Source organism: Bradyrhizobium sp. 197 (genome assembly GCF_023073375.1).
Classification (GTDB): domain Bacteria; phylum Pseudomonadota; class Alphaproteobacteria; order Rhizobiales; family Xanthobacteraceae; genus Bradyrhizobium.
In genome coordinates, this window is sequence record NZ_JADPJJ010000087.1 from 1 (window position 1) to 23,109 (window position 23,109).

The 23,109-nt window shown below is 62.9% G+C and carries 19 protein-coding genes and 3 pseudogenes; 2 read left to right on the forward strand and 20 right to left on the reverse strand.

The genetic code is table 11. The features are described from left to right. Window positions 1-766: 766 nt before the first annotated feature. The 10 genes and pseudogenes from IVB27_RS20055 to IVB27_RS20100 form a co-directional block, all read right to left on the reverse strand. A pseudogene (locus tag IVB27_RS20055) lies at window positions 767-1,127 on the reverse strand (DUF3024 domain-containing protein). A gap of 11 nt (window positions 1,128-1,138) precedes the next feature. Then, entirely contained in the window at window positions 1,139-1,378 is a 240-nt protein-coding gene (locus IVB27_RS20060; RefSeq protein ID WP_247347531.1) for a nitrogen fixation protein NifZ, read from the reverse strand. Next, a complete protein-coding gene (locus IVB27_RS20065; RefSeq protein WP_247347529.1) occupies window positions 1,375-1,695 on the reverse strand; it encodes a nitrogen fixation protein NifZ in 321 nt (106 codons plus the stop codon). Before IVB27_RS20065 ends, IVB27_RS20060 begins: the two co-directional genes overlap by 4 nt. A gap of 1,115 nt (window positions 1,696-2,810) precedes the next feature. Continuing rightward, window positions 2,811-3,032, reverse strand: a complete 222-nt coding sequence (locus IVB27_RS20070) for a 4Fe-4S binding protein (protein ID WP_247299039.1) — start codon at window positions 3,030-3,032, stop codon at window positions 2,811-2,813. 15 nt (window positions 3,033-3,047) lie between these two features. After that, window positions 3,048-4,604: a nitrogenase cofactor biosynthesis protein NifB gene (gene nifB / locus IVB27_RS20075; protein WP_247299144.1), complete on the reverse strand. Its 1,557-nt coding sequence runs from the start codon at window positions 4,602-4,604 to the stop codon at window positions 3,048-3,050. Window positions 4,605-5,230: 626 nt separating this feature from the next. Then, window positions 5,231-7,348, reverse strand: a complete 2,118-nt coding sequence (locus IVB27_RS20080; protein WP_247347526.1) for a prolyl oligopeptidase family serine peptidase — start codon at window positions 7,346-7,348, stop codon at window positions 5,231-5,233. A gap of 475 nt (window positions 7,349-7,823) precedes the next feature. Further along, a complete protein-coding gene (gene nifT / locus IVB27_RS20085) occupies window positions 7,824-8,045 on the reverse strand; it encodes a putative nitrogen fixation protein NifT (RefSeq protein ID WP_247336471.1) in 222 nt (73 codons plus the stop codon). Beyond that, window positions 8,042-9,235: a cysteine desulfurase NifS gene (gene nifS, locus IVB27_RS20090; protein ID WP_247347524.1), complete on the reverse strand. Its 1,194-nt coding sequence runs from the start codon at window positions 9,233-9,235 to the stop codon at window positions 8,042-8,044. Before nifS ends, nifT begins: the two co-directional genes overlap by 4 nt. Window positions 9,236-9,253: 18 nt before the next feature. Next, entirely contained in the window at window positions 9,254-9,547 is a 294-nt protein-coding gene (locus tag IVB27_RS20095; RefSeq protein WP_247347522.1) for a NifU family protein, read from the reverse strand. 39 nt (window positions 9,548-9,586) lie between these two features. Beyond that, window positions 9,587-9,907 carry an iron-sulfur cluster assembly accessory protein gene (locus IVB27_RS20100; RefSeq protein ID WP_018457691.1) on the reverse strand — a complete coding sequence of 107 codons (321 nt, stop codon included), beginning with the start codon at window positions 9,905-9,907 and terminating at the stop codon, window positions 9,587-9,589. A gap of 328 nt (window positions 9,908-10,235) precedes the next feature. Here IVB27_RS20100 and IVB27_RS20105 point away from each other — a divergent pair, with 328 nt between their 5' ends. Further along, window positions 10,236-10,826 (forward strand): hypothetical protein, encoded by a 591-nt coding sequence (locus IVB27_RS20105; RefSeq protein WP_247347515.1) that lies wholly within the window; start codon window positions 10,236-10,238, stop codon window positions 10,824-10,826. Window positions 10,827-11,558: 732 nt separating this feature from the next. Here the strand turns inward: IVB27_RS20105 and IVB27_RS20110 are convergent. The 9 genes and pseudogenes from IVB27_RS20110 to IVB27_RS20155 all read right to left on the reverse strand — a co-directional run bounded on the left by IVB27_RS20110 (window position 11,559) and on the right by IVB27_RS20155 (window position 21,638). After that, window positions 11,559-11,699 carry a hypothetical protein gene (locus tag IVB27_RS20110; protein ID WP_247445043.1) on the reverse strand — a complete coding sequence of 47 codons (141 nt, stop codon included), beginning with the start codon at window positions 11,697-11,699 and terminating at the stop codon, window positions 11,559-11,561. A gap of 1,196 nt (window positions 11,700-12,895) precedes the next feature. Continuing rightward, window positions 12,896-13,945, reverse strand: a complete 1,050-nt coding sequence (gene fni / locus IVB27_RS20115; RefSeq protein WP_247347513.1) for a type 2 isopentenyl-diphosphate Delta-isomerase — start codon at window positions 13,943-13,945, stop codon at window positions 12,896-12,898. 85 nt (window positions 13,946-14,030) lie between these two features. Continuing rightward, window positions 14,031-14,932, reverse strand: a pseudogene (locus IVB27_RS20120) (terpene synthase family protein). Beyond that, window positions 14,929-16,476 (reverse strand): hypothetical protein, encoded by a 1,548-nt coding sequence (locus tag IVB27_RS20125; RefSeq protein ID WP_247347512.1) that lies wholly within the window; start codon window positions 16,474-16,476, stop codon window positions 14,929-14,931. The pseudogene IVB27_RS20120 and the gene IVB27_RS20125 overlap by 4 nt, the downstream one beginning before the upstream one ends. A 250-nt stretch (window positions 16,477-16,726) precedes the next feature. Further along, window positions 16,727-17,725, reverse strand: coding sequence for a polyprenyl synthetase family protein (locus tag IVB27_RS20130; protein WP_247347536.1), 999 nt, complete (start codon window positions 17,723-17,725; stop codon window positions 16,727-16,729). Window positions 17,726-17,873: 148 nt separating this feature from the next. Beyond that, window positions 17,874-19,211, reverse strand: coding sequence for a cytochrome P450 (locus tag IVB27_RS20135; protein ID WP_247347509.1), 1,338 nt, complete (start codon window positions 19,209-19,211; stop codon window positions 17,874-17,876). A 5-nt stretch (window positions 19,212-19,216) separates the two neighbouring features. After that, window positions 19,217-20,142 (reverse strand): annotated as a pseudogene (locus IVB27_RS43300) (SDR family NAD(P)-dependent oxidoreductase). Continuing rightward, window positions 20,039-20,347, reverse strand: coding sequence for a ferredoxin (locus tag IVB27_RS20150; RefSeq protein ID WP_247347507.1), 309 nt, complete (start codon window positions 20,345-20,347; stop codon window positions 20,039-20,041). The pseudogene IVB27_RS43300 and the gene IVB27_RS20150 overlap by 104 nt, the downstream one beginning before the upstream one ends. Before the next feature lies 1 nt (window position 20,348). Further along, a complete protein-coding gene (locus IVB27_RS20155; RefSeq protein WP_247445051.1) occupies window positions 20,349-21,638 on the reverse strand; it encodes a cytochrome P450 in 1,290 nt (429 codons plus the stop codon). A 417-nt stretch (window positions 21,639-22,055) separates the two neighbouring features. Here IVB27_RS20155 and IVB27_RS20160 point away from each other — a divergent pair, with 417 nt between their 5' ends. Then, window positions 22,056-22,496 (forward strand): hypothetical protein, encoded by a 441-nt coding sequence (locus IVB27_RS20160; RefSeq protein ID WP_247347505.1) that lies wholly within the window; start codon window positions 22,056-22,058, stop codon window positions 22,494-22,496. Between the two features lie 317 nt (window positions 22,497-22,813). Here the strand turns inward: IVB27_RS20160 and fdxB are convergent, their stop codons facing one another. Next, entirely contained in the window at window positions 22,814-23,098 is a 285-nt protein-coding gene (fdxB, locus tag IVB27_RS20165; protein WP_018457679.1) for a ferredoxin III, nif-specific, read from the reverse strand. Window positions 23,099-23,109 lie beyond the last annotated feature (11 nt).

Sequence of the window (23,109 nt, forward strand, 5' to 3'; positions counted from 1 at the left end):
ATCTTCGCCCATTGGGCGTCAGTCAAAACGAATCGGTCCATCCCAAGCTTGAATCACAACCAAGCCCCGATGAGAATCCTGAATCCCAACAGACCCTAGAGCGGATGGGCCGGGACAGTCGCACTGCCTCACTTGCGCGCGCATCATCAACCGGCCTTCACGGCGAGTGCACGGCGGTGGACCTAAGGGCGAGTACTCACAAAGGCACATCTTACAAAGCCTGAGCGTTATTCCTCGTCAGCAGATCGAGCACGGCTCGCTGATCCAAACTTCATCTACCGCAGTATCCTTGGTTTAATAAGCCACGTTGACGTTCCCAGGCGATTCCGTCCTCAGCGAACAGTTCTGGGAGACCATCGCCTGTCCCCGTCTTATGGACCCGATGGACGAGCGAGCGACCTGATCGTGATATTCCCGGGCCGGGCACTACGGCATGGCAAGCAACCCGCGGGCCTAGCCGTCCTGTGTGAGCTTGGCACCGGCAGGCGATTGCTTGATCGCCTTGCCAGAGCGCTTGGCCAGCACAATGCCGGCGCGCTGCGGATCATTCGTGATCTGTAACAGTGACCTTCACTGTCGAGTAGATGCAGGTCGAACTTCCAACCCGGCGGAACGGATTCTGCGTCATCTCGGACGCCTCGCAACAAATCCAGGCAAGATGTGGAGCTTTCTGCCGGAGCGTCAGGCAGGGCTCAGAGGCTGTATGAATAGCGGCGAGCGTCTACTCGATGTCCGTCAAGACGCCTTCGAGCACCATCTCCACAATCTATTGCCAGAACAAACGTTCAGGGTCGGCGTTCAGAACCGCTGTTGCCAGGCCAAGCCGTTGATGGGTTGAATGCCACTCCCAAACGCCCGTGCGGTGATCTTTGCGGAGCAGCTGCCATGCCGCCCCAGTCCTATCGTGGTGCAGCAGCGCGACCTCGACCGAGGCCGCCCTCCGCATTGATATTGCCTGAGCAGCACGGGCTCTCGACCAGATAGCCGCCAGCAACCGCTGTCACCTTTGGCGAGACATATCGGTAGTGCTCGCGCTTCTTCAGCGCGCGCACGATCCGCCACCGGTCGAGCTCGTTGGGATGCGCAGGCAATCCAGAATGATGTCGTCTGATGATTGCTGCGTTCATTGCGCGATATCCTAGACTGCAGAGATTTCTGCCTCGAGGCAGCCAACCACCAACTGCTTGCCGAAGTCGACCATATAAATGGGTAGGTTCGCTTCCGTATGGCGACCGACCTGGACGATCTGACCAATATACCCGACGCTGACCAGACACTCTTCCGCCGACGCGCCGGGAAAGGAACCGTCGTTGAGCAGATCGATCGCCGCCTTGACACGTTGGCCTGACCGGTATTTTGGCGATCTGGGTTCGATCATCGGGGTGCCGCTCCTGGCAACAACGGCTCCTCGCCTTCGTGGCTTGGCGTGACTAGATCGAGCTCCTTGCATTTCATGCCGACGCGATTGCCGGAGCCGAGGAATTCGACTCCATAAATATAAAATTGTTGCAGGAACGTGCCGATCGAGACGACATAGCCAAGCTCTCCTTTCTTGACCAGAACCTCACCGATCTCCTTGCCCACATAGGTGCCGTCGTTGCGGATGGTGCGGTTGGCCCGCACGTTGTCACCATAATCAAAGAAGGGGGCGTCCGTCAGCTCGACGATGTCACTATCACGGGCGATGTTGCTCATGCTGCCGTCCCCGCTCCATGGTTCAACTGTACCGCGCCTCGCGAGCGCCCGGGCTTACGAACCGCCCTATCATGATGCTCGATGGACCCCCTCCATTCCCGCACGGCGGCGCTTGGGGTCACGGATTGCATGAGCCTGTCGGGATCCCGGTGCAGCAACATCAATGCCCGCAGCCTAAAATCCAGATGCTCGAGATAACTATCCGTGAGCCCATGGTTGATGTTGAAGAAGCCATCGACGCGGCACGCGCGTCTGTGATCGAGCCGGGCGTGCTTGAGCCGGCCGCGAGCCGCGTGCTTCAGCGCGGGAAGCGCACAGCTGACAGAGTCGACCTGATTACCCCGGCAACCGAGGGCATTGTGGACGTCATCACTCACGGTCCCGCCCATACGCTCGAGCGTGCCGAACAATACCTTGGCGCTAGCATGGTCCGCGGGACAAAGCACCAGCAGCCTCCGACAGTTGCCGTCCTTCGCCGGGTTGCCCGAGACGCACCTGCAAGTCGGCAATAGGCGTTGAGCGGGAACAGGAAGACCCGCACGAGGTGCTCTCATGGCAGCCGAATTCCAACTTGGTGGCGCCGACCGCACCGGTGGCAGGAAATTCGTTTCCGCATCACGTGATCGGGTCCGAACGCCCTGCCGTGGCGCAGGTGTATTTCTGCACCTTCATCGAGGTGATAGGATAGCCCTGTCGCCCTGTGATGATGCTTAGCCGGCTCGATACCGTGCGACCAAGACACGGCTCGGTGAGGACGCCCTCTCTCGGATGACCAACTGAAGAAGGCCTCGGGCATGAATGTCGCCTGTTCAATGATGGCCGCACGTGACTGGATTGATATCGTGGAAGACGGGTCAGCCCTTTGTGGGTCCATCGGCGAAATTGATCCTTGACGCCCAAGACAGCGGCCTTCGGGTCGACAGGAATAGCTCGAGCGCTCCCGCCCACGTGCGCGTTGCCAGAATATGGGTCGACAACTGGCGAAAAGGTTAGCGACCAGGGAGAGCCGTCCACCCGGTCTGAGAAGGGGAAAGTCGTGGCCGGCGCCTCGTGAAGGCGGAGCATCATCCGCCCGAGTTTCTGAACGAGTGTCGTAGTGACATCCATCGTGGCCCTCAAGCAGCCTGGTGACGCGGCAGCGCCGTATCAAGCACGCATGTATTGTCAACCGGGCAAACCGCCACGCATTGGGGCTCATCAAAGTAGGCGGCGCACTCGGTGCATTTCTCAGGATCGATCAGGAAAACGCCGGCTCGCTCGGAAATAGCGAAGTTCGGGCACTGCGTTTCGCACGCCGAACAGCCCGTGCATTGCGAGGCGATGATCTTGAACGGCATTGTCTGAACCCATCCTCAGGCGGCGGAAATCAGCGCATTGCGGCGGGCCGCCGGATCGACCCGCTCAATGTGCTTGATCTTCCCCTCATTGACTTTATGGAGATAGAGTTTGAACCAGGCGATCGCCGAGCCATCAATGAACTCCCAGGCGTACTGATCGACCGGTTCGATTCCGGCCTTGATCAATTCGGCCTTCGGGCAGCCGCCGATTTTTGACACGAGCACGGCATGGCAGTCGTTAATGGCATCGATGGCGATTTCGAGCTTGCTGTCCTCGCCATCGCCGCCCTGGCAATAGGAATGAATAGGACGATGGCCAACGAATTTTGCGCCCGAAGTTGAGAGCTCGTAGATCTGGAACTCCTTGGCATGACCGAAGTGCTGGTTGATCAATCCCGAGCCCTTGGTTGCAACCGCCACCAGCACCTTGATTTCGCTGGACGCGCTGGCAAGCCCAGCAAGCTGCTCCTGCTTGGCCGCAAGCTTTGCAATGCGCGCCTTCTCGACTTTGGCCTGATACTCCTTTCGGGCCTGTTCATCATATTTGATGTCCATGGCCATGATCTTTTCCATGGTGAACTCGGCGCCGCGGTCCTCCCCGAGCAGTCCGACGGCGTCGGCGCGGCACTGGCGACAGTGACGCATCATGTTCATCTCGCTTTCGCAGCTATCCTGCAATGCTGTCACTTCCTGTGCGGTCGGGCCGCGTTGCCCGCTGAGACCGAACACGGTGCCGTGCTCGGGTGACGAAATCAGCGGCATCACGTTATGCAGGAAGGCGCCGCGCGACTTCACGGCCTTGTTAACCTCAACCAGATGCTGATCGTTAATCCCGGGAATCATCACCGAGTTGACTTTGCACAGGATGCCGCGCGCGGTGAGCATCTCCAGGCCCTGGAGCTGCCGATTGCTGAGGATGCTTGCAGCTTCAATGCCGGTGTAGCGCTTGTGGCGGTAAAAGATCCAGGGATAGATTTTTGCGCCAATATCGGGATCGATCATGTTGATCGTGATCGTCACGTGATCGACCTTAAGTCTTGCAATCGTGTCGACATGATCAGCTAGCGCCAGACCGTTGGTCGAGAGGCACAGCTTGATATCTGGCGCGAGTTTATTGACGAGCTCGAAGGTCTTGAATGTCTTGTCCGGATTCGCCAGGGGGTCGCCAGGGCCAGCAACGCCGACCACGCTCATCTGAGGGATGGCGGAAGCGACCGCCAGCACCTTCTTGGCGGCCTGCTCCGGCGTTAACTTCTCGCTGACAATGCCGGGGCGCGATTCGTTTGCGCAATCGTATTTACGATTGCAGTAATTGCACTGGATATTGCAGGCGGGTGCGACGGCGACATGCATCCGGGCATAATGATGGTGCGCCTCCTCGCTGTAGCAGGGATGGTTCTTCACCTTTTCCCAGACCTCATTTGGCACATTGCCGATGCCGGCCTGAGATCGGCACCTGGCCTTGCCGCTCCCACCGACCGTACCGCAGCTGTTGTGCTTAGCCATGACTTGCATGGTCTCGCTGATCTCGCCGCCGCCGCAGGCTACCTGGTGTTGCGCTGAAGTACTCATTTTTCCAATTCTCTTCGCAAGCCGAATCCTTCCAGCAAGCATCCCCAGAGTCGTTTCTGAAAAGCCAAGAGCAACTGGCGTGCCATACCTGCCACAAACGTATTTTGTGTTTCGCGTCAAGCAGTTAGGCACCGTCTGTTCGAATGTCCGTTTTATCAACTCATGTTCGAAAGCTGACAGAATTGCGATCACAAGAGCGCCCGGCAGCGCTATTACGAGGGCGGTACGCTGGTTCATCTATGCCCTTGGGCAAAGAGCATGGCGGCTGGTGTCGTTGAAAGTTGATCTTGTCGCCGAAATGTGACGCGTATGCAAAGCACAATCCGCAAAAGACGTTCCGGACGCTTTGAAGGACAACTTGAACCGGCGATGCTTCCTAGATGCAGACAAGAAACCCGTTACCGACCTATGTCGTGAAGATCACGCGGGCCCCTTCCTGACACTCCGGACGCATTGTCGGGCAGGTGAAGAGAAAACGCCTGGTGCCCAGGGTCCCCACGGCCACGGATTGGACCGTGCGTCCAAACGTTGGTAGGCATCTCGAGTAGGTGGTGCGGGTGTGGACACCTCAGATTCGTAAAGCTGCAGCCGCCTCGGTCGACATCGCACGAACTGCCGTCCAACAACTACACTACGTCGCTGACGTCCTCGGTATCCAGCCAGCCGATCCTGCTCTTCAGGAAACGCAGGCCCAGCACCAACAAGCCGGCCTGCTCCCTGTTGTCCTTGCCATAGCCGTGGCCGCCGGCGGCATGCTCGTATAAATAAGCCTCATAGCCCATCGCCTGCAGCTTCGCTGCCATTTTGCGCGCATGTCCGGGATGGACGCGATCGTCCCGCCGCCTGGTGGCCATCAGGATCGGTGGATAGGACTGCCCGGGTCTTGCGGCATGATAGGCAGAATAGGTCTTCAGCCACTCCCACTCCTCAGGGTTGTCGGGATCGCCATATTCGGCGAGCCAGTTCGCCCCGGCGAGCAGTTTGGTGTAGCGGCGCAGGTCGATCAGCGGGACGGTGCAGAACAGTGCGCCAAAGAGCCCAGGATATCGCGTTAGCATGTTGGTAATGAGGATGCCGCCGTTCGATCCACTCTCGGCCCCGATCCGCTTGGCCTGTGTCACGCCGCGCTTAACGAGATCGGCGGCGACGGCTGCGAAATCGTCATGCGACAATCTCTTGCCGGCCAGCCGGCCGGCGTCGTGCCAGCGCGTGCCGAACTCACCGCCGCCGCGCAAATTTGCCTGAACCGTGGTGCCGCCGCAGTCAAGCCAAAGCTTACCGAGCGCGGAATTGTAATAAGGTTTCACGGAGATTCCAAACCCGCCATATCCGCTCAGATGGACCGGCGCGTTGCCGGTCTGTCTGACCGGCCCGGTCTGTAGGTAGGGAATTCGCTCGCCGTCGATCGAGATGGCCTCGTGCCGCGTGACCACGCAGTGCTCCGCGGCAAACGTCTTCGGCGCCTGCTTCAGCACGGCGGGACTGCCCACGCCCCGCTCCAGCAGGATGAGAGACGGCGGGGTGAGCGGATCCTCGACGTGAGCCAGCAAGTCGCCATTGCTCTCGGACGGATTGCGATCGAGAGACCAGATGTCAACGACGCCAAGATCAGGAAGCCCGCCCAATTGCTCGCCGTTCCAGCGATGATCGGATGGCGTGCAGATCTCGAAGACTGGGCGGAGTTCGTCGAGAATACAAAGCACAAGCTTGCCCGCACTCCAAAAGAAGCTCTGCAGCGCACGGCGCGGGCCCGGCTCGAAGAGAATCTCGAACTGGCGGCTGCCCGCCAGGAATGCCGGCAGCGCGATGACGAGCACCGTATCCGCGGCATAGGTGTGCCCTGCCACAGACCAGGATTCGCGCGGCTTCAGGGCAAGCCAGTTGCGATGCGACCGCATCCAGATGTTACTTGGCAAATCGAGCCTCGTCTTGGCTCCCGTTTCATCGCCCAGCCAGACCACGCAATTGGAGACGTCTGTCGCATCGAGGAACCAGATCCTGGGCGGCACGACAGTGTCGTCAACACTGCAACCGACTGACACATGAGCGGCCTTGGTCTCAAAGATCACTTCCGCGTTGTCAACATGCGTACCACGCCGCCACAGCCTCACCGTGCGCGCATAGCCCGTGGTCGCGGCCATGCCGTCACCATGGGAGCTTAACAAGACCAGCGTATCAAAATCGAGCCATACGCCGCTGCCTTTGGCTTCCGGCAAGACAAAGCCGTCGTGGATGAAGAGCTTCGTGTCTGAGTCGAATTCACGCAAGGTGACGGCATCGCTTCCGCCGCGCGATAGACTCAAGATCCATCGCGAGTGATTTCCAGGCGGTGCGGCCGTAGCGTTCAGAAGCCAGTCTTTGCCTTCGCTGACCGCAAGTTGATCGAGGTCGAGCAGGATGTCCCATGATGGCTTCAGCCTGCGATACTCTTCCAGAGTGGTTCGCCGCCAGAGGCCGCGTGGATTATTGGCGTCCCTCCAGAGATTGTAGAGATACTCGCCGCGCCGGCTGACATAGGGGATATTGTCAGGTCGGTCGTAAATCGCTGTCAGCGCATCTCTGTCTCGTTCGGCTGCGGGTCCGCCAAACACCTCCAGGGTTCTGCTATTCTGCCGCTCGACGAAGTTCAGCGCCCGCGCGCCTTCTATTTGTTCCAACCACAGATAGGGATCATCGTCAGGAGCGGAGGGCGTTGGCCTTCCAGTTCGCGAGTCGTCGACGCTCCTTGTATGACGATGCGTCATTTACAACCTTAGTCTTCGCGCAATTCGACTGATTCAAGGATTTGCATCGCGACCGTTGCATCACGATTTGCGAGCTACGACTTGGCCCGGTGCGAGATCCAATCCTCTCGAAACTGCATCTTGCGGAGTTGCAGCGATTGGCCTGACGCTGTGAAGATGTGCGGAATGTAACGACCGGGCTGGCGATGTAGCACAATGGGCCCTCGCGAGGCCTCCCCGGCAACGCCATCTCGCTGGCCCAACAGTGCAGGCCTAGGCCGAGTATTGCGTTTGACACCATGCGTCGGCGCCATCTTGGGTCCCAAGGACGGTTCGACCGCTTCCGGAGTCATCGGCAGGTTCGGCTGGAACCTTCGACCACGCCAAGCCAAAGCCAGGGATTGATGTGGCCTTCCTCGCAAAGGCCGGACCGCTACGCCAAGAACAGCTTCCGCATCCGCTGGTTTGGCGAGGTTCTGTGGAGTCGCAGCATTCATCATTCGGTTGCTTCGCCGTCGCGCTTCCTGGCATTGATCGTAATTGGAAGGATGGTGTCACTCGCCATCGCGGGTAGGTCGAGCACCCACCCGTTCGCGATTCTAATCCAACCACCCCACAGCGTCTCGTGCTCACATTCGACAATCGACTCCTCAAGATCCTTCTTGGGCACATAAATCGAAAGCCCCGTCTCGGGCGAACGGCGAATCATGACCTTCATAGGAGCTCCGCAACTTGTGAGCTCTCGCCCGCGCGCTCCTGACACGCACGCCACAAGGCTCTCTGTTTGGCATTGATGTCCGCCAGGACTTGCAGGACACGATCGATCTCACCCGGCGCCGTCTCGCGCGACAGCGAGAAGCGAACCGCACCGCGCAAAAAGGCCGGTGGTACTCTCATCGCGCGCAGGACATGGGACGGCTCCATCGAACCGGACGCGCAGGCTGAACCGAGCGAGGCGGCAATTCCGTTGCGGTTCAGGTGGTCGACGATGGCCTCTGCTTCGAGATGCTCGAATGCGATGTTGGACGTATTTGGCAAGCGGTTCTTGATATCACCAAGCACGATGCAACAGCCGAGAGCGAGTATGCCTTGCTCCAGCCGGTCGCGAAGCATGCCAATCTGCGTCTGCTCTTGTATGAGGTGTGCCGCAGCGAGTTCCGCCGCCTTGCCCAGCCCAATAATGCCCGGAACGTTTTGGGTGCCAGCGCGGCGATGCCGCTCCTGTGCGCCGCCGAAGATCAGCGGTCGGAACCTGGTGTCCTTGCGCACATACAGCGCGCCGATCCCCTTCGGACCATGGAGCTTATGGCCGGAGAGCGACAGCATGTCGACGTCCGTAGTCTTCAGGTCAATCGGAATCCGCCCGACCGCCTGGACCGCATCGGTGTGAAAGAGCGCGCCGACTGAGCGCGCCATCTTGGCCAGGGATTTCACCGGAAAGATCGTACCGGTCTCATTATTGGCCCACATGACCGAGGCGATTGACGTCCGCCTCGACAATGCGTTGCGATAAGCCTCGATGTTCAATCGGCCGCTTGCATCGACCGGAATGACATGGGTCTTGATTCCGCGTCGGCCCAGCTCCTCGGCAAGGGACAGCACGGCTGGATGCTCAACGGCCGTAGTGACGATCTCGTCGCGTCCCTCCTGCACGGCGAGCGCGGACAGGATCGCGGTGTTGTCGGATTCAGTCGCGCCCGAGGTGAAGACGATCTCGTGATCGAATGCCGCGCCAACGAGAGCCTGCAGCTTCCGGCGCGCTTGTTTCAATGCGGGCGCAACCTCAATGCCGAATGCATGCCCGGACGACGCATTGCCGAATTGCCCAGAGAAGAACGGCAGCATTGACGCGACTACCGATGGATGTGCACGGGTCGTCGCGTTGTTATCCAGGTAGATCGGCTGCATGGACTGTCCGCTCTGCACTTAAGGCCCCTCTTTGGCAGCTGCGGGGAGCGGGATCAGGCGGACGAACTCGCCGAGCCGCTCGATCAGGCGCGCCTGAATGGCCTCGAGCGTCGTTCCCGCAAGCTTGCATAACATGCAGGCGCCGGTGAGCCTGACCATGATCTTGTTGCCTTCGATTCCGACGAGCTCACAATCCCCACGATCACGCCTGAGGCTTGGCCGAATCTCATCGAGCACGGCACGGACAATCCGCGCGCGATCGGAAGCCTCTGCACTCGAAGACTGATTCGTTCGTTCAGCCTTCAGGCCCATGTTCGATGCTCCTTCCATTGCGAATGGTCCGAAGGCGGCTCAGCTGAACGATTTGCCGCAGGAGCAGCTCGATTTGGCATTTGGGTTATCGAAGCGGAACCCTGATCCTTCGAGCGACACCACGAAATCGATCGTGGTGCCGTTGAGATGCGCCCGGCTCGCCTTGTCGACGAAGACTTTGATCCCGTCTTGCTCAAACACGGGCTCATCGGAGACCGGCTCATGAGCAAGACCCATTTTGTACGTGAACCCTTGGCAACCGCCGCCTTCGACCATGACCCGCAAACCGCTTGCAGGCTGGGCCGTCGAGGAGATTGCGGCCTTCAGTGCGTTGATGGCGCTGTCCGTTAGGCTGATCATTTCTGGCTCGCTCTCAGTATCTGTCGGAGGCACAATTCGCAAATCCCATGCCAATCGAGATGCAGCTGAAATCCATTGGTTTTGAAGGCGGCGACCATTCGATTTGCGACCTGTCTGGTTTGCGACAGGCGGCTTTCGGGCGTCCCGCCCTTATCCGGCCGAGACCTCGTGATGGTGCCAGCACGTATTATCCCTGCACATTGCGCCAATCCGCCGCTTACCGTGTGCGTCGCTGCAGACATGGGCGCACGGCAAACAACTTGCATAAGGTCAGCGGACACGCCGCATTGGCGATGCATGTACACGACAGATTGATGAGGAGCCTTCCATGACGTCCATCGACAACACCGCTCTTGGCCAGTTGGACAAGGAGGGGCGGTTGCTGAATGCGGTGCTTAAGACCGAGACAACGAAGCCGGGGCGATTTGGATTTCGGGGCGACATCGCGCTGAAGTTCCAAGCCCAGCTCGCCGACGAAAAACGACCGCCGGACTATTCCATTGAACAAGTTCTTGCAATCGCGCAGGAAGGCGAACCGACCATCCCAGTCCTTGCCGGATATCTGCATTCGTTCGCGTATCTACCTCAGGCCGCAAAGGTTCTGGATGGCAGGCTGAGCCCCAAAGGCAGCTATTTCATTTTCTGCAACAACATTGATCTGCTCGCGAAGTACCGCACCAAGATAGGCGACATCACCTTCCGCATTCTGCCTTGCGACGAATCAACTGTGTGGAAGGAGATGATGGACCTCGCCGGCGTCGACAAGAATGACATCAAGAAGCTCGGTACGGCCGGTAGGCTCGACTACCTGCTCGACGCGGCCAAGGACATCGGTGGATCATACACGGAAGTTTCATACGAGTACGGACTGGCCAAAATGGAGCCGGTGAAAAACAGACGCGAAAACCGCCCCGTCTGAGGCAGACCTCTCTCTCTCGCCAGCTCGACGACTATGCCGCGGAGAGAGTCACTGCGCCCGCTTCACCGGGACTGGCTCTGACAAAACCCTGGTGATGGACTACCGGCCTCCCTTTCGGGAGATCACACGGCACTCTGCTACTCGTGTGTCGGCCAAGAGCACTGTCGTCAACTGCACTGAGGGCCGGCTGGCCACGACCGTCCGCCTGACTGCATCCATGGGGATCCGGACAATCCAATGCTGATCGGATGATGGTCGCGGTCACATTTCAGAGGGCGGATCGCCGATGTATGGTTCGGCTTTGGCGCTGTGCTCCAGGCCTTTGCCAGCCTGCGTAGCGCAGAGATGTCGCGCGTTCGATGCTCGCCAGCCGAAATTATCGGCGAGCTGCGCCCATGAATGATGGAGACCGAGGGGGACTAAGTAACGCGCACGTTTGCATCGTTCCAGAGAACCCAGGGAGCCAGTGTCAAGCGGTTTGCCTCGTACATGCAATTCCGCAGAGCCGTAAAATGCGACAGCGGGGTGCCGGTTGGTCGAGCCAGGCCAAGCGATAGCTGAGCAGACTTGGCCGCACGTCTTCAATGTTGTGAGAACGAAGCGAAGCTATGCAGCATGCCGCAACTGAATCTGTCCTGGGAAGTTGCTCCAGGTCGCGGATCGCGCGGCCGACCCGCCCATGCCACGACGCCACTTCACAGTTCTGACGTCCCTGCCGATGGCTGGAAGCACTCAAAAGGGCCCGATGCGATCGGCGATCTGCTGTATGGGCTGGATCTCCTTGGCAATATGAAACCAGTCGATGATGTGGGTCGTTGGTTTCGGCATGGCGCGGGGCAGCCGCTTTAAGATTTCGGCCCCGTCCGAGATCACCGTCACATCCCCAAAGCCGCCATATCCGACTTCCTAGAGCGGGCGAAGAGCACGATCGCGGATTGCCTGATGGTCGGTGCTGCCGGTTAAGAAATAGCGACCGCCCCTTTCTCCCCGTCCCCCGCGGGCGCATCTGGCCGCGACGAGCTCGAAAATTCGCGCCGAATGTTGATCAGCGCTACGAACGTACGCCGCATCGATGCTGATGACGAACTCTTTGCGCCGAGCTCCGGGAAGCTGCATCTCAAGGTGCCATCGGTCATCCGTTTGGGACCTCGCACGCCAGTTTCCTGCATGACCTGGTCGTCGAGCCGCTTGCCGATCCTGATCGTACCTTGCGCACGATCGCATGCGTCTCAGTCGGTTCAGTGGGCAGGAATCGGCCAGCACCTTTGGCGCCTGCCGGTAGGGCAGCATGCTTCCTAGCCGCGCCATCAGTTCCATCAGCTCCGGTGTCGTTCGATCGGCCCTGGATGGCATTCCCGGCACAGCATCCATCGGGGATTGCGAACCTCAATGGTGCCGCAGACGGTTCGGATCCGGCGTGTCGTGTAGTCGGTGACCGGTCGGAGTGTATGGCAGTCCGGGCAAAACCGGCGAGAAGGGCATATGTCTCCGCCTCATGATTCACGACCGCGCTCTGCAGCGCTGCCATGATCTTCTAGCTATCGGTTATCGACAAGCAGATGTCGAGTCGAACAGGCTCTCTCAGCTCTTGTCTATGCGGACCTCCTTCCGGCATGTGTCGTCAAATTCGTTCCGGCCCTCGATCATTCCACCGCCATCGCTTTGTCTCAAAACGATGCTAACGGGACTGCTAGAGCCTAACAACCCTTGTTTGACACCACAGAAATTACCGGTCTCCTCACGACGGATCGCCCATGACTCGGGGTCGATCGCTACTCCTTCATTGCAATGGACCTGCACCATCTACTCCTTGCCGGTCTCCCGGCGCACCTAGTTCCGGCCCCGTCAGAGGCTCAGCTCGTTCGGCGTGGCCGATCACCCCGATCAAAGCATCGACATAGGCGCCGGACGCGGCTTCACTCTCGGCTGTCCAGTCGGGCATGGCGGGGCGCCTCCCTGATCACGAAGCAGCACCCGAGCAAATCCGCCAGCACCGCGAATCCCCCGCATCCGCGACTTTCTAGCTGAGTAAGACTAGGCGCCCGCCGCAAGTCCGGGCGACGCCGCCATCAACCGGCGGGCAGATGCGCCGATGGCAACAAGCGCGCGTGACGCAACGCCGCCAGATCAGCCGAGCCGGTGCAGAAGCAGGCGACGGCCAACTGGCGGATGACGATCTCGAAATGCGCGACAACCGCCTCGGTGGATACCGTAGCCGCGCGCAGCACGCCGGCCGCCTGCCCGGCGATGTCCGCGCCCAGGCGAATGGCCTTGGCCACGTCGACGCCGTCGCGGATCCCGCCCGACGCGATCAGCTTCACCGTTGGCAGCGCCTCACGTACCGCCTGCAGGCTGGCTGGGGTCGGAATTCCCCAATCAGCGAACGCCATTGCCACTGTGCGGTCGGCGGCATCGCGGGCGCGCTCGCCCTCCACCGCGGCCCAACTGGTGCCGCCGGCGCCGGCGACATCGATCACCGCCACGCCCGCCTCGACGAGCGCACAGGCCACCGAGGCGGACAGGCCCGACCCCACTTCCTTGGCCACGATCGGCACGCCCACGCTGCGCGCGGCGCGAGCGATCTGCGCCAGGACGGCGCGCCAGTCGCGGTCGCCCTCCGGCTGTACCGCTTCCTGCAGCGGATTGAGATGGACGATGAGTCCATCGGCCTCCAGCGCATCCACCGCGCGGCGCGCCAGGTCCAGGCCGTCGGCCTCGCGCAGTTGCGCGGCGCCGATATTGGCCAGCAAGGGAATGTCTGGGGCTAGGCGGCGCAGCGCGCGCGTCAGCCCCTGGGAGTTGCGGGATTGCAGGCTCACGCGCTGCGAACCGACGCACATGGCAATCCCCAAGGCTTGCGCTGCCTCGCTCAGATGCCGGTTGATGGCCTCGGCGCGTGACATGCCGCCGGTCATGGAGCTGATCAGCAGCGGGGCACGCATGGTCTTGCCCAGCAGCGAGGCGCGCAGGTCGATCTGCGTCAGGTCCAACTCGGGCAATGCGCAGTGTTCGAAACGGACGTACTCCCAGCCGGCGGCGACCGTGGCCGGCGCCGTTCGTCGATCCAGCACGATGTCCAGATGGTCGTCCTTGCGCCGGCTCAGGGCGGTGTCGCTCATGCTCGCTCCGTCCGTCGCGTCGGGCGACGGCGTTGCGTCGGATCGGACCGACGGCAGCGCGCGCACGCCGCCGCCTCCCGCGCGTTCAGGCCGGCGCACGCTGGCCTCCCCCGCAGCGTCGCTGCGGTAGCGGCTGCTCGAGGTCTGGTAGTACTGCGCGCGGATGGCCGCCATGGCCTCGATCAACGGTCCCCACGGCGCGGGAAAGCGTTCTTCCGCCATCACCCGGTGCAGCATGCGCGTATGGCCGGCCAGCTCGTCGTTGAGGAACTCCACCGCAGGCATAGCCGGATAGCGCTGCAGCAGCAGGATCGCCGCGTTGTCGGCCTCGCCGGCCGACCTGTCCTTGTCGCGTCCATGCAGATCGTTGTGCAGGCGCCCTATCGCGCAGATGAGCCGCAGGACCTCGCGAAACTCCGGACGCGCGCGCAAGGTCGCCATGTCCAGCCCCCACAGCAACGACAGGCAACAGAACACGTTCGTGTAGGCGATCGAATCGATGCCGTTGTGCAGGTACTCGGCGTAGGACCAGCGTTCCGCCCCTACCGCCTGCGCGTGTCCGCCGCGCAGCGCCGCGCAGTAGCACCGGGTATCGTCAAGAAGCTGAACATAGTCGCGACGATCGTAGGCGAGCGCGGCCAGCGAAGCGCGCAGCACAGCGCAGCCCTCGAATCCAGGCAGCGCGCACGGCACGCCCTGCCCCAGCGCCTGCTCCACGGCAGCGAGCTGCTCCGGCGCGATCAGGCCAAGGTCGTTGCAATCGTCGAGCCAGAACAGCAGCGCCAGTTCGCGATAGAACGCCACGATCAGCGTTTCGTCGTGCGGATCGCGGCCGGTGCGGGCGCTGGTGTCGCGCAGGCTCGGCTGGATGCGCTGCAGGATGTACTGGCCGCCCCTGACCGCTTCCACGGCATGCTCGTCGGCGAACCCGGTCAGGGAACGCCCCCACTCCAGCACCTGCTGCAGCGCGCGTTCGGTCTGGATCATGGCGCCGCTCCTGCTCCCTCGGCCGGGACGCGCCGCCCCCAACCAAGCGCCAGCCACAACCCGGCGAGTTCGGCCACGCGCACGACCCGGGTGGGGCAATACAGTTCCTTGCCGATCCACAGCGGCGTCTGCGGCAATGCATGCGCCGCATGGCGGGCGAGCATCCACTCGCGCGCACGCGCCACCGCCTGCGCGATGCGCCGGCGCCCTGTCGGCTCTTCGCTCCGGTCCATTGCGTACAACGCGAACAGCGCATAGGCGGTTTCCTCGAATGTGGACGCGCGACCGGCGCCCCAGCCGCCGTCGTCGCGCTGCGCCTGCAGCAGCGCCGCCAGCGCGCGCTCGTCGCGCCACTGGGGCTTGCCTTGCGCCAGCGCAGCGACCGCATGCGCGGTGGGATACAGCCACGAAACGTGCCATTTTTCGTTGTCCCATACACCATGCGGGTTGCGATTGGCCTCGACGTAGGCACTGGTCCCGGCGGCGGGCTTTCCCAACAGTCGCAACGCATGCAGAGCATGGATGTTGGTCGACACCGAGGCATTGCGCTCGCCGGGGAAGGTGACGAACAGCTCGCCGAGTTCGAAATGGCGTAACACATCGACCGCCGGGTCGCGGCCTGCAAGGCGCAGGACGCACAGCGCAACGGCGGTGTCGTCCGCATCGGCCGCGAAGTGCAAGGCCGGGCCCAGACCGCGCACGCCCAGGCGCGCGTCGAGCTGCGCGACGATCACGCGCACCGCCTCGGCGAGCGCGGGATGCGCGAACAGCCCGGCCAGATGCAGGGTGTACAGCGACCAGCATGGCTCGAACACATTGATCGGCCAGACGTTGGGAACGACACCTTCGATGCCGCTGCGCGTCGCCCGCGATGCCGCTAGCAGATACGCGTCGGCGCGCCCGACCTGCGGCGTGCTCCCCTGTGTCACTGCGTGCGCACGACACGCGGCGGTGGCCGCCGGACTGATGCCGATGCTGCCGTCGTCATCCGGGCATGCGGTGGTCAGCGAGGTTCCCCAGGCTTCCCAGGAGTGCAGCAACGGATGGCCGCTCGGCAACGTCGCTACCGCCCCCAGCTTGACCAGGCACGCTTGCCGCAACGGCAACAGCGCCGGGTGGCGCGGAAACGCCACGCCGCCCAGTAAGGATGCGGCCTCGCCGCACAACTGCGGCAGGATCAGCTCCGCGGCGATGGGCGCGTCTTCCGGCACCGTATGCGCGTAGGGATCGGGCTCGCGCTCGAGGAACCGGGTTGCAGCCTGGACTGCGTCGGCAGCGCCGGGAAGAGGATCACCGTGCAATGCCAGCAACGCCGCCCAAGTGGGCGCATGGCGGAACAGCGGGAAGTCCGCGCTTCCCCATCCGCCATCGGCCTGTTGCTGCGCGATAAGCCATGCGTATGCGTCCTGCCGACCGGTGACGTTGCCGCGGAACTGTAGAGCTCGCGCCGTGTCATAGACCGACGGGCCGACGCTGCCGCCGTCGCTCATCTCGCTCAGCAGGTGGCGCAATTCGGAAAGGATCTGTTCGGAAAGCGCGTTCACTCGGGATGTTCCTTCTGCAGACGGTCCGGGCAGACACCGCGCACGTCGCCGCGGGCCCGTCGCGGCCCCGCGCATGCGGCAACGCGCCGATGCTGGCGCCGATCCGCCGCATAGGCTTGCGCGCAGCGCGCCGGGGCCGTGCTGGGCAACCGCTGCGATTGGCGCCGCGGACTCGGACACAGTGCAGCATGCACCGCTGCCGCCGGCCGATCGCAACGGCACAGGTGCGACTCCACGTAGACGGGCGCGTTCATGCGCATGGCGCGTGCTTGAACAGATACGCGTTGGCCCGCTGCAGCATCTGCGCCAACCGTTCCGCACGCGGCCCCAGTGGGGCGATGGCCTCTCCGGCGTCGCGCAATAAATCCAGCGCGAACTGGCGCGCTGCCTGCAGCCCCATGATCGACGCGCAGGTCGGCTTCTGCGCCGCCGCGTCCTTGCCGGGGGTCTTGCCCAGCGTCGCGGTATCAGCTGTCGCGTCGAGAATGTCGTCGACCACCTGCAATGCTAGGCCGAAACAGGCCGTGTAGCGATCGAGCGCACAGTACAGCGCAGCGTGCACGGCATCTTCGGCGATGGTGCATAGCGCGCCCATGCGAACGGACGCGCGCACTAGCGCTCCGCTCTTCATCCGGTGCATCGCCACGATCCTGTCCAGCTCGACGTGCTTTCCGACCAGCGACAGATCCATGGCCTGCCCGCCTGCGGCACCCTCGGCGGACACCGCCTGCGCCAGTTCGCGCACGAGCGCGATACGGTTGTCGCCCGGCACATCCAGCCTCGCCAGGGTCAGGAAGGCGTGCGCCTGCAGCGCATCGCCGACCAGGATCGCAGTGGCTTCGCCGAACTTGACGTGTACGGTCGGAAGGCCGCGGCGAAGCACGTCGTCGTCCATCGCGGGCAGGTCATCGTGGACCAGGGTACAGGCATGCATCATCTCGATGGCGGCGCCGATGTCGTCGAGCATGTGCGCCGGCGTGTCGGCCAGTGCGCCGGCAGCCAGACAGAGCAAGGCGCGGGTGCGCTTCCCGCCATTCAAGGTGGCGTAGCGCATCGCCGCCATCAGCTCGGCCTCACCATCGTCTTCGGCGCAGAGAAGACGCGCCAACGCCTGTTCGACCCGCTTTGCGCCGTCCTGCATCCAGATCTCCGGCAGCAGCCTGCCGGATGCGCCGCGCACCTGCGCGCCCAATCCGCCGAGCGCGGAAACGCCAGTTCGGTCGTCGTGTAGCGTAGAACCGGTCTGCATGTTGTTCATGTCCTTGTACCTGACACGGCGACGGCGAGCGCCGAGCCGCCGCGGTGTTGCCGGCGTCGCACCGAGCGCACGCGCCCAGTGCAGCAATGCCGCCCGTCGCCGGCGCCGCTGCCTCGCCACACGGGGATGCGATGCCAGCTCATGAGAAGCCGATGCGGATTGTCATGGACGGATGTGCGGTTGGGTAATAGCGCCGGCCTTTTTCGACGCCGCTGAGCAACCGCGGCCGCACCCCGGCCTTGTGCATGGTCAGCGCCAAGGCAATGCAGAACTGCACCAGTTCCAGCCATACCAAGTGGTAGCCGATGCAGACGTGTGGGCCGGTACCGAACTGCAGCATGTCCAGCGGCTGGATCGGCTCCGTGCGTTGCAGCCACCGCGCCGGGCGGAACTGATCAGGCGCCTCGTGCAGCAACGCCGAGGTCGAGAAATGGAGCAGCGGGATGCACAGATGGGTGCCCGCGGGAATGCGCCGTTGGCCGAGTTGCAATTCCTGCAGCGCGCGACGCGGCAGGAGCGTGGCCGTCGGATGCACGCGCAGCGTCTCGCGGAACAGCGCCTCGGCGACCGGACACTGCGCCAGGTCCGCGTGCCGGGTCGGCACCGCGCCCACGCGTTGCGCCTCCTCGACCAGGGCGTCCCACAGCACAGGCTGCCGCGCCAGCTCGATCACCATCCAGGCCATCGTCGAGGCAGTGGTGTCGTGACCGGCAAGCAGCAGCAAGCGGATATTGGCGACCAGGACGTCATCGGACATCCCATCATCGCTGCGATCGAAGGCGCTCACCAGGTCGTTGATCAACCCGGTGCGCGCGGCATGCGCGCGCACGTCGCGGACGAATTGGCGCAACTGCGCGTCGATCCAGTCGCGGGCGGCGCGGCCGCGCCGCAAGGGCAGTCCGGGCAGGTCGACCGGGGGCGCGACGATCAACTGCACCAGTTGCCGGTACTTGCGATGCCATTCCGGCAGGTCCTGCGCGGGGATTCCCAAGAGGCTGAAGATCAGCTTGAGCATCAGGTCGCCGGTTTCGCGCAGGATAGTTACGTCGCCGCGGTCGCGCCACGCCTGCACCCGCGCTCGGATGACGGGCACGAACAGGTCGCCGATGCCGGCCTGGGTCAGCCCCTTGGGCAGGAACGCCGCCTTGATCGCATCGCGCGCCTGCCGGTGCGCGCCGCCGTCCTGGGTAACCAACGTTCCGCCAAGCAATTCGGGCGCGATCTCTTCGATCAGCGCCGAGGACACGTCCTTGTGCCGGAGCAGTGCGAACGCATCCGGATCCACGCAGGTCATCATGTGTCCGGCAGGGCCGAAATCCAGCCAGAAGTGGCTGCCCAGCATCCCTTCCGCGCGCCGCAGCAGGCGCGGCAGGTCGCAGACGATGGCGGGAAGATGCCCCACCAGGGGGAAAGCGCCGGGCACGACCGGGATGTCGTGCCGCAGCCGGTGACGACGGTCCAGCGGGTTGAGCAGCATGTCCGTCAGCAGCGCGGCGCCGCGGCCGCTTCGGCGGTGTGCCGGCAGGCCGCGCGGCGCGGCTGTTGCCACGCTCGGCGTACGTCGGCACATGCGCCAGCATGCCGCCGTAGATGCACACGACCTGGCCGGCGATGAACGCAGCATCGTCGTAGAGCAGGAATGCCACCAGCGCGGCCACGTCCCTCGGCGCAGCCGACGCGCGGCAGGAGCTGGTGCCGCCGCAGATGCTGTTGCATGCACTCGTCCAGCTTGGCGAGGAGACGCTCGGTCATGACGAGACCCGGCGCAATCGCGTTCCAGCGGATCTGCGCATGACGGTACTGGGTGGCGAGCGAGGCCCACAGCATTTTCATCGCCGCCTTCGACGCGCCGTAGGACGTCTGCGCGGGGTCAGCGCTGAGCCCCTGCCACGACCCCATGTTGACGATCGCGCCACCGCCGCGAGCGATATGGCCTGCGGGCAGCAGAGCAGCGTGCCGCGCAGATTGGTCGCCATGGTCTCATCCGAGAGGGCCAGGTCCAGGTCGAGGATCGCGCAGTGGCGCGGGGTCAGATGCATGTCGCTCGCGTTGTTCACCAGCAGGTCAACCCCACCGAAGTGCCGCTCCGCCGTTTCGAGCAGCGCTGCCACCGACTGCGCGTCCGCGATGTCCATGGCCACGGCCAGCCGCGTGGCCCGCTTCGGCCGCGATCTGCGCGGTGCAGGCGATGCCCGCCGAGCCATCAATGTGGGCCACCACCACTCTGCCGCCCTCGCGCGTGATGGCGAGGGCGCTGCCTTGCCGATGCCGGCGCCAGCGCCGGTCACCACGGCCACCTTGCCTTCAAACCGCGCCATCGTGTCCTCCTGGATTGCGTTGTTCTTTCGCGGCATGCAGCTCGGCCTCCCCCGGAGAAGGCGCAGGGTCGGCGCTGGCGCGCTCGTCATCGCCAACGTCGCTTTCGATGACCCGAATGGCGGCGACTGGGCATTGGCTGGCCGCGAGCCGCACGGCGGCGTGCAGCGCCTGCGGGACCGTCGCCACGCACACTTCGGCCACGCCGTCCGGTTCGCGCTGGCGAAAGGCGCCCGGCAGCGTCAGCACGCACTGCCCGGTGGTTGCGCACAGATCCTGGTCGACCACGACGCGCATCTCAGCCCCCCTGCCCACGCAGCCGCACCGGCAGCGCGCGGAACGTCCTAAGGAACTCGGAGGGCTCCCGGGTCGGCGGCTCGGCCAATGCCAGCGTGGGGAAGCGCGCCTGGATCCGCGGCAGGCTCTCTGCCAACTGCACCCTGGCCAGTTGCGCACCGACGCAGAAGCGGATGCCGTGGCCGAAGCTCAGCATGATCTTTCCGTCCGTCGACATGCCGGGACTGGTGCCGTAGAACCGCGCGGGATCAAAGCGATCGGGATCGGCGAAGGCGTCCGGGTCGCGATTGCCGGCCGCGATCAGCACGCGCACGTCCGCGTTCTTCGGGATCACCACGCCGCCCAATTCGATGTCGCGCTGGGCGATACGCATAGTGGTGCTGAACATGACGGGCGAATCGCGGCGCAGGACTTCTTCGACGAATGCCTGCACCCCCACGGCGTCTCCCTGAAGCCAGTGCCGCTGTTCGGGATAGGCCAGCATCGCCAACACCGCATGGTCGATGGTCGCAGCAGTGGTTGAGAAGCCGCCCAGCAGCATGCCCCAAAGCATGCTGATCAACTCCGCATCCGACAGCGTGTCGGCATCGTCGTCGTGTGCGCCGACCAGCATCGACACGATGTCGTGGCGGGGATCGGTGCGCTTACGCTGTATGAGGTCCCCGAAGTAGGCCTGCACCCTGGCGCTGGCCGCGTCCGCCGCGGCGAGCTGGGGGTCGCTGGCGTGCGGGCCCAGGCCTTTCAGAATGGGGTCGATGACGGCGGCGAGCCCGAACATGTCGTCCTGGGGCATGCCGAACAGTTCGGCCAAGACCAGCATGGGCAAGGCCAGCGCGAATTCCCGATGCAGGTCCACCGGCTCCCCGCGCTCCAGCGCGGGCGCCATGCCGTCCAGGCGCGCTGCGACGTTGCGCGCGATGCTCGGCCGCAGGTTCTCGATCTGGCGCATGGTGAAATCGCGCGAGATCAGCCTGCGCAGACGCGTATGCGCCGGTGGGTCCTTCATCGCTATTGTAGACGCCAGCAGATTGAGTGACCGGCTGGTCGCCGCACGCGGAAAATAGCGCGCCAGTTCGCCCGGCGCTGGTGCCCGAAACGCATCGCCCGTGGCCTTGAGCGTCCAGTAAATATCGGCGTGGCGGCTCAATAGAAAGAGGCCCGACGCCGCGCGATGCACCGGATCGTGCTCGCGCAGCCACCGCATAAACGGATATGGGTCGTGGGTGCGCGCTGGCGACGCCAGTTCGGCGAAGGCGTCCCGGCATGCTGCCGTGGTTTCTTGCACGTCCATCTTCCTTATCTGTTGGCTGGCTGATCCGACCGGCGCGCGCCAGGCGCTCGGGCAAACTGCTGAGAACATCGGGGCGATTTCGCCGAGGCCCCCTTCCCATAGAATGCTGTCTGATGCGGATTTGACATTTTGCTTTTCTTTCTTCGTTCCATCGATGGCGGTGTCATCCACGAAATGAAGGTCGGTCGGCGGCTCCCGGCTCGCAACGAAGGAGCTTCAAAACTCGTGCCAATCTGGCCGACCCAGCAGAAGGAAAAGATTGTGATTGCTTTCAGCGGATTAGCCTGAGGCCAGACAAGAGCTCGCGAACTAGGCCAGTGTCGCGGACCAACAAAGGCGACAGAACAGTGTCGGATAGTCGCCAGACGCCAGACTGGCGACACCTTCTTTATCAGTTCTCCTGAATGACGATTCCAGTTGCTGGAATATATGCGGCCTCTCGCAAGTGGACTGCTGTTGCAGGCAGGCCATAATGAGATCCGCGCACACGCGTTCCCAATGAAGGTTTGGGGCACGAAGCCCGCTTTTTTGCACAGGGCTTACGGTATGCTGATCCACTGTTTCGTCATCACTATCGCGAACCTTGCAATCGAGCCAGAAGCGTCAGGCAAACGCGGGATCTCTGCCTTCGTCGCCACGCATCTGCTCGAAGCGCTAACAAAGACAGTGCTCCAGATCGACTTCACGTCCGTCGTGATGACCGGGACTGTTAGGTTCTTGCTCTTCGGGGGAGCGCTCCACGTCGATCTCGCAACGTTGGTAAGCCGCGCCGTACCCCGAATCGAGCTTGCCACCTTCGCCACGATCGTCGACGTTTATCCTTGGCTTTCTATTCTGGCAGCCCGCTGGTCTCCTTAGTTAGTCGCTGCCGCTGTCTTTGGCGCTGGTGTTTGGCGGCCTCATCAGCCTAACCGATGCGGTGGCGGTCATGGGTACGCTCAAAATGTAAAGGCACCTGAAAGTCTCGAGGTCGAGATGCAGGGCGAGTCACTTTTCAACGAGGTGTCGGCATTGTCGTTTTCACGATCCTGCTGGCCTTCGCCGCCGGCGGTCCATGCGAGGTCGCGGCCCGATTCGGCAACTGCCGGCTTCACGCCAGAACAGGTCGGATCTGGGAGTTCCCTACCAGCTTGTATCTGACAACTCACTCGTCGATCTCGTCGGAGAAAGCTGAATCAACCAGGTGGTGTGTGGGTCTGACAGTTTGTTGGGCACACCCGGGCGCAGGCGCTGCAGCCGATGCAAGCGCCTTCGTCCTTCAGCACCATGACCTTCTTTTCGAGCTCATCGTCGTCCTCGTCGAGATCGATGATCTCGCCACCCTCGCTTAGCCCCTTCAGCGTCATGACCTCACGGCCGCAGATCTTGTAGCAGCGGCCGCAGCCGATACACTTGTTGGGATCGATAGAAACCAGGTAGTCCGGCCTCCAATTGCGACCGTCGCGGGTCCTGAATGACATGGCTAACCGTC

Bases quoted from the DNA above. Each gene is read 5' to 3' on its own strand.
- IVB27_RS20060 (WP_247347531.1), bottom strand. From the start codon at position 1,378: ATGATCGAACCCAGATCGCCAAAATACCGGTCAGGCCAACGTGTCAAG.
- IVB27_RS20065 (WP_247347529.1), bottom strand. From the start codon at position 1,695: ATGAGCAACATCGCCCGTGATAGTGACATCGTCGAGCTGACGGACGCC.
- IVB27_RS20070 (WP_247299039.1), bottom strand. From the start codon at position 3,032: ATGCCGTTCAAGATCATCGCCTCGCAATGCACGGGCTGTTCGGCGTGC.
- nifB (WP_247299144.1), bottom strand. From the start codon at position 4,604: ATGAGTACTTCAGCGCAACACCAGGTAGCCTGCGGCGGCGGCGAGATC.
- IVB27_RS20080 (WP_247347526.1), bottom strand. From the start codon at position 7,348: ATGACGCATCGTCATACAAGGAGCGTCGACGACTCGCGAACTGGAAGG.
- nifT (WP_247336471.1), bottom strand. From the start codon at position 8,045: ATGAAGGTCATGATTCGCCGTTCGCCCGAGACGGGGCTTTCGATTTAT.
- nifS (WP_247347524.1), bottom strand. From the start codon at position 9,235: ATGCAGCCGATCTACCTGGATAACAACGCGACGACCCGTGCACATCCA.
- IVB27_RS20095 (WP_247347522.1), bottom strand. From the start codon at position 9,547: ATGGGCCTGAAGGCTGAACGAACGAATCAGTCTTCGAGTGCAGAGGCT.
- IVB27_RS20100 (WP_018457691.1), bottom strand. From the start codon at position 9,907: ATGATCAGCCTAACGGACAGCGCCATCAACGCACTGAAGGCCGCAATC.
- IVB27_RS20105 (WP_247347515.1), top strand. From the start codon at position 10,236: ATGACGTCCATCGACAACACCGCTCTTGGCCAGTTGGACAAGGAGGGG.
- fni (WP_247347513.1), bottom strand. From the start codon at position 13,945: ATGAGCGACACCGCCCTGAGCCGGCGCAAGGACGACCATCTGGACATC.
- IVB27_RS20130 (WP_247347536.1), bottom strand. From the start codon at position 17,725: ATGCAGACCGGTTCTACGCTACACGACGACCGAACTGGCGTTTCCGCG.
- IVB27_RS20135 (WP_247347509.1), bottom strand. From the start codon at position 19,211: ATGCTGCTCAACCCGCTGGACCGTCGTCACCGGCTGCGGCACGACATC.
- IVB27_RS20150 (WP_247347507.1), bottom strand. From the start codon at position 20,347: ATGCGCGTCGTGGTCGACCAGGATCTGTGCGCAACCACCGGGCAGTGC.
- IVB27_RS20155 (WP_247445051.1), bottom strand. From the start codon at position 21,638: ATGGACGTGCAAGAAACCACGGCAGCATGCCGGGACGCCTTCGCCGAA.
- fdxB (WP_018457679.1), bottom strand. From the start codon at position 23,098: ATGTCATTCAGGACCCGCGACGGTCGCAATTGGAGGCCGGACTACCTG.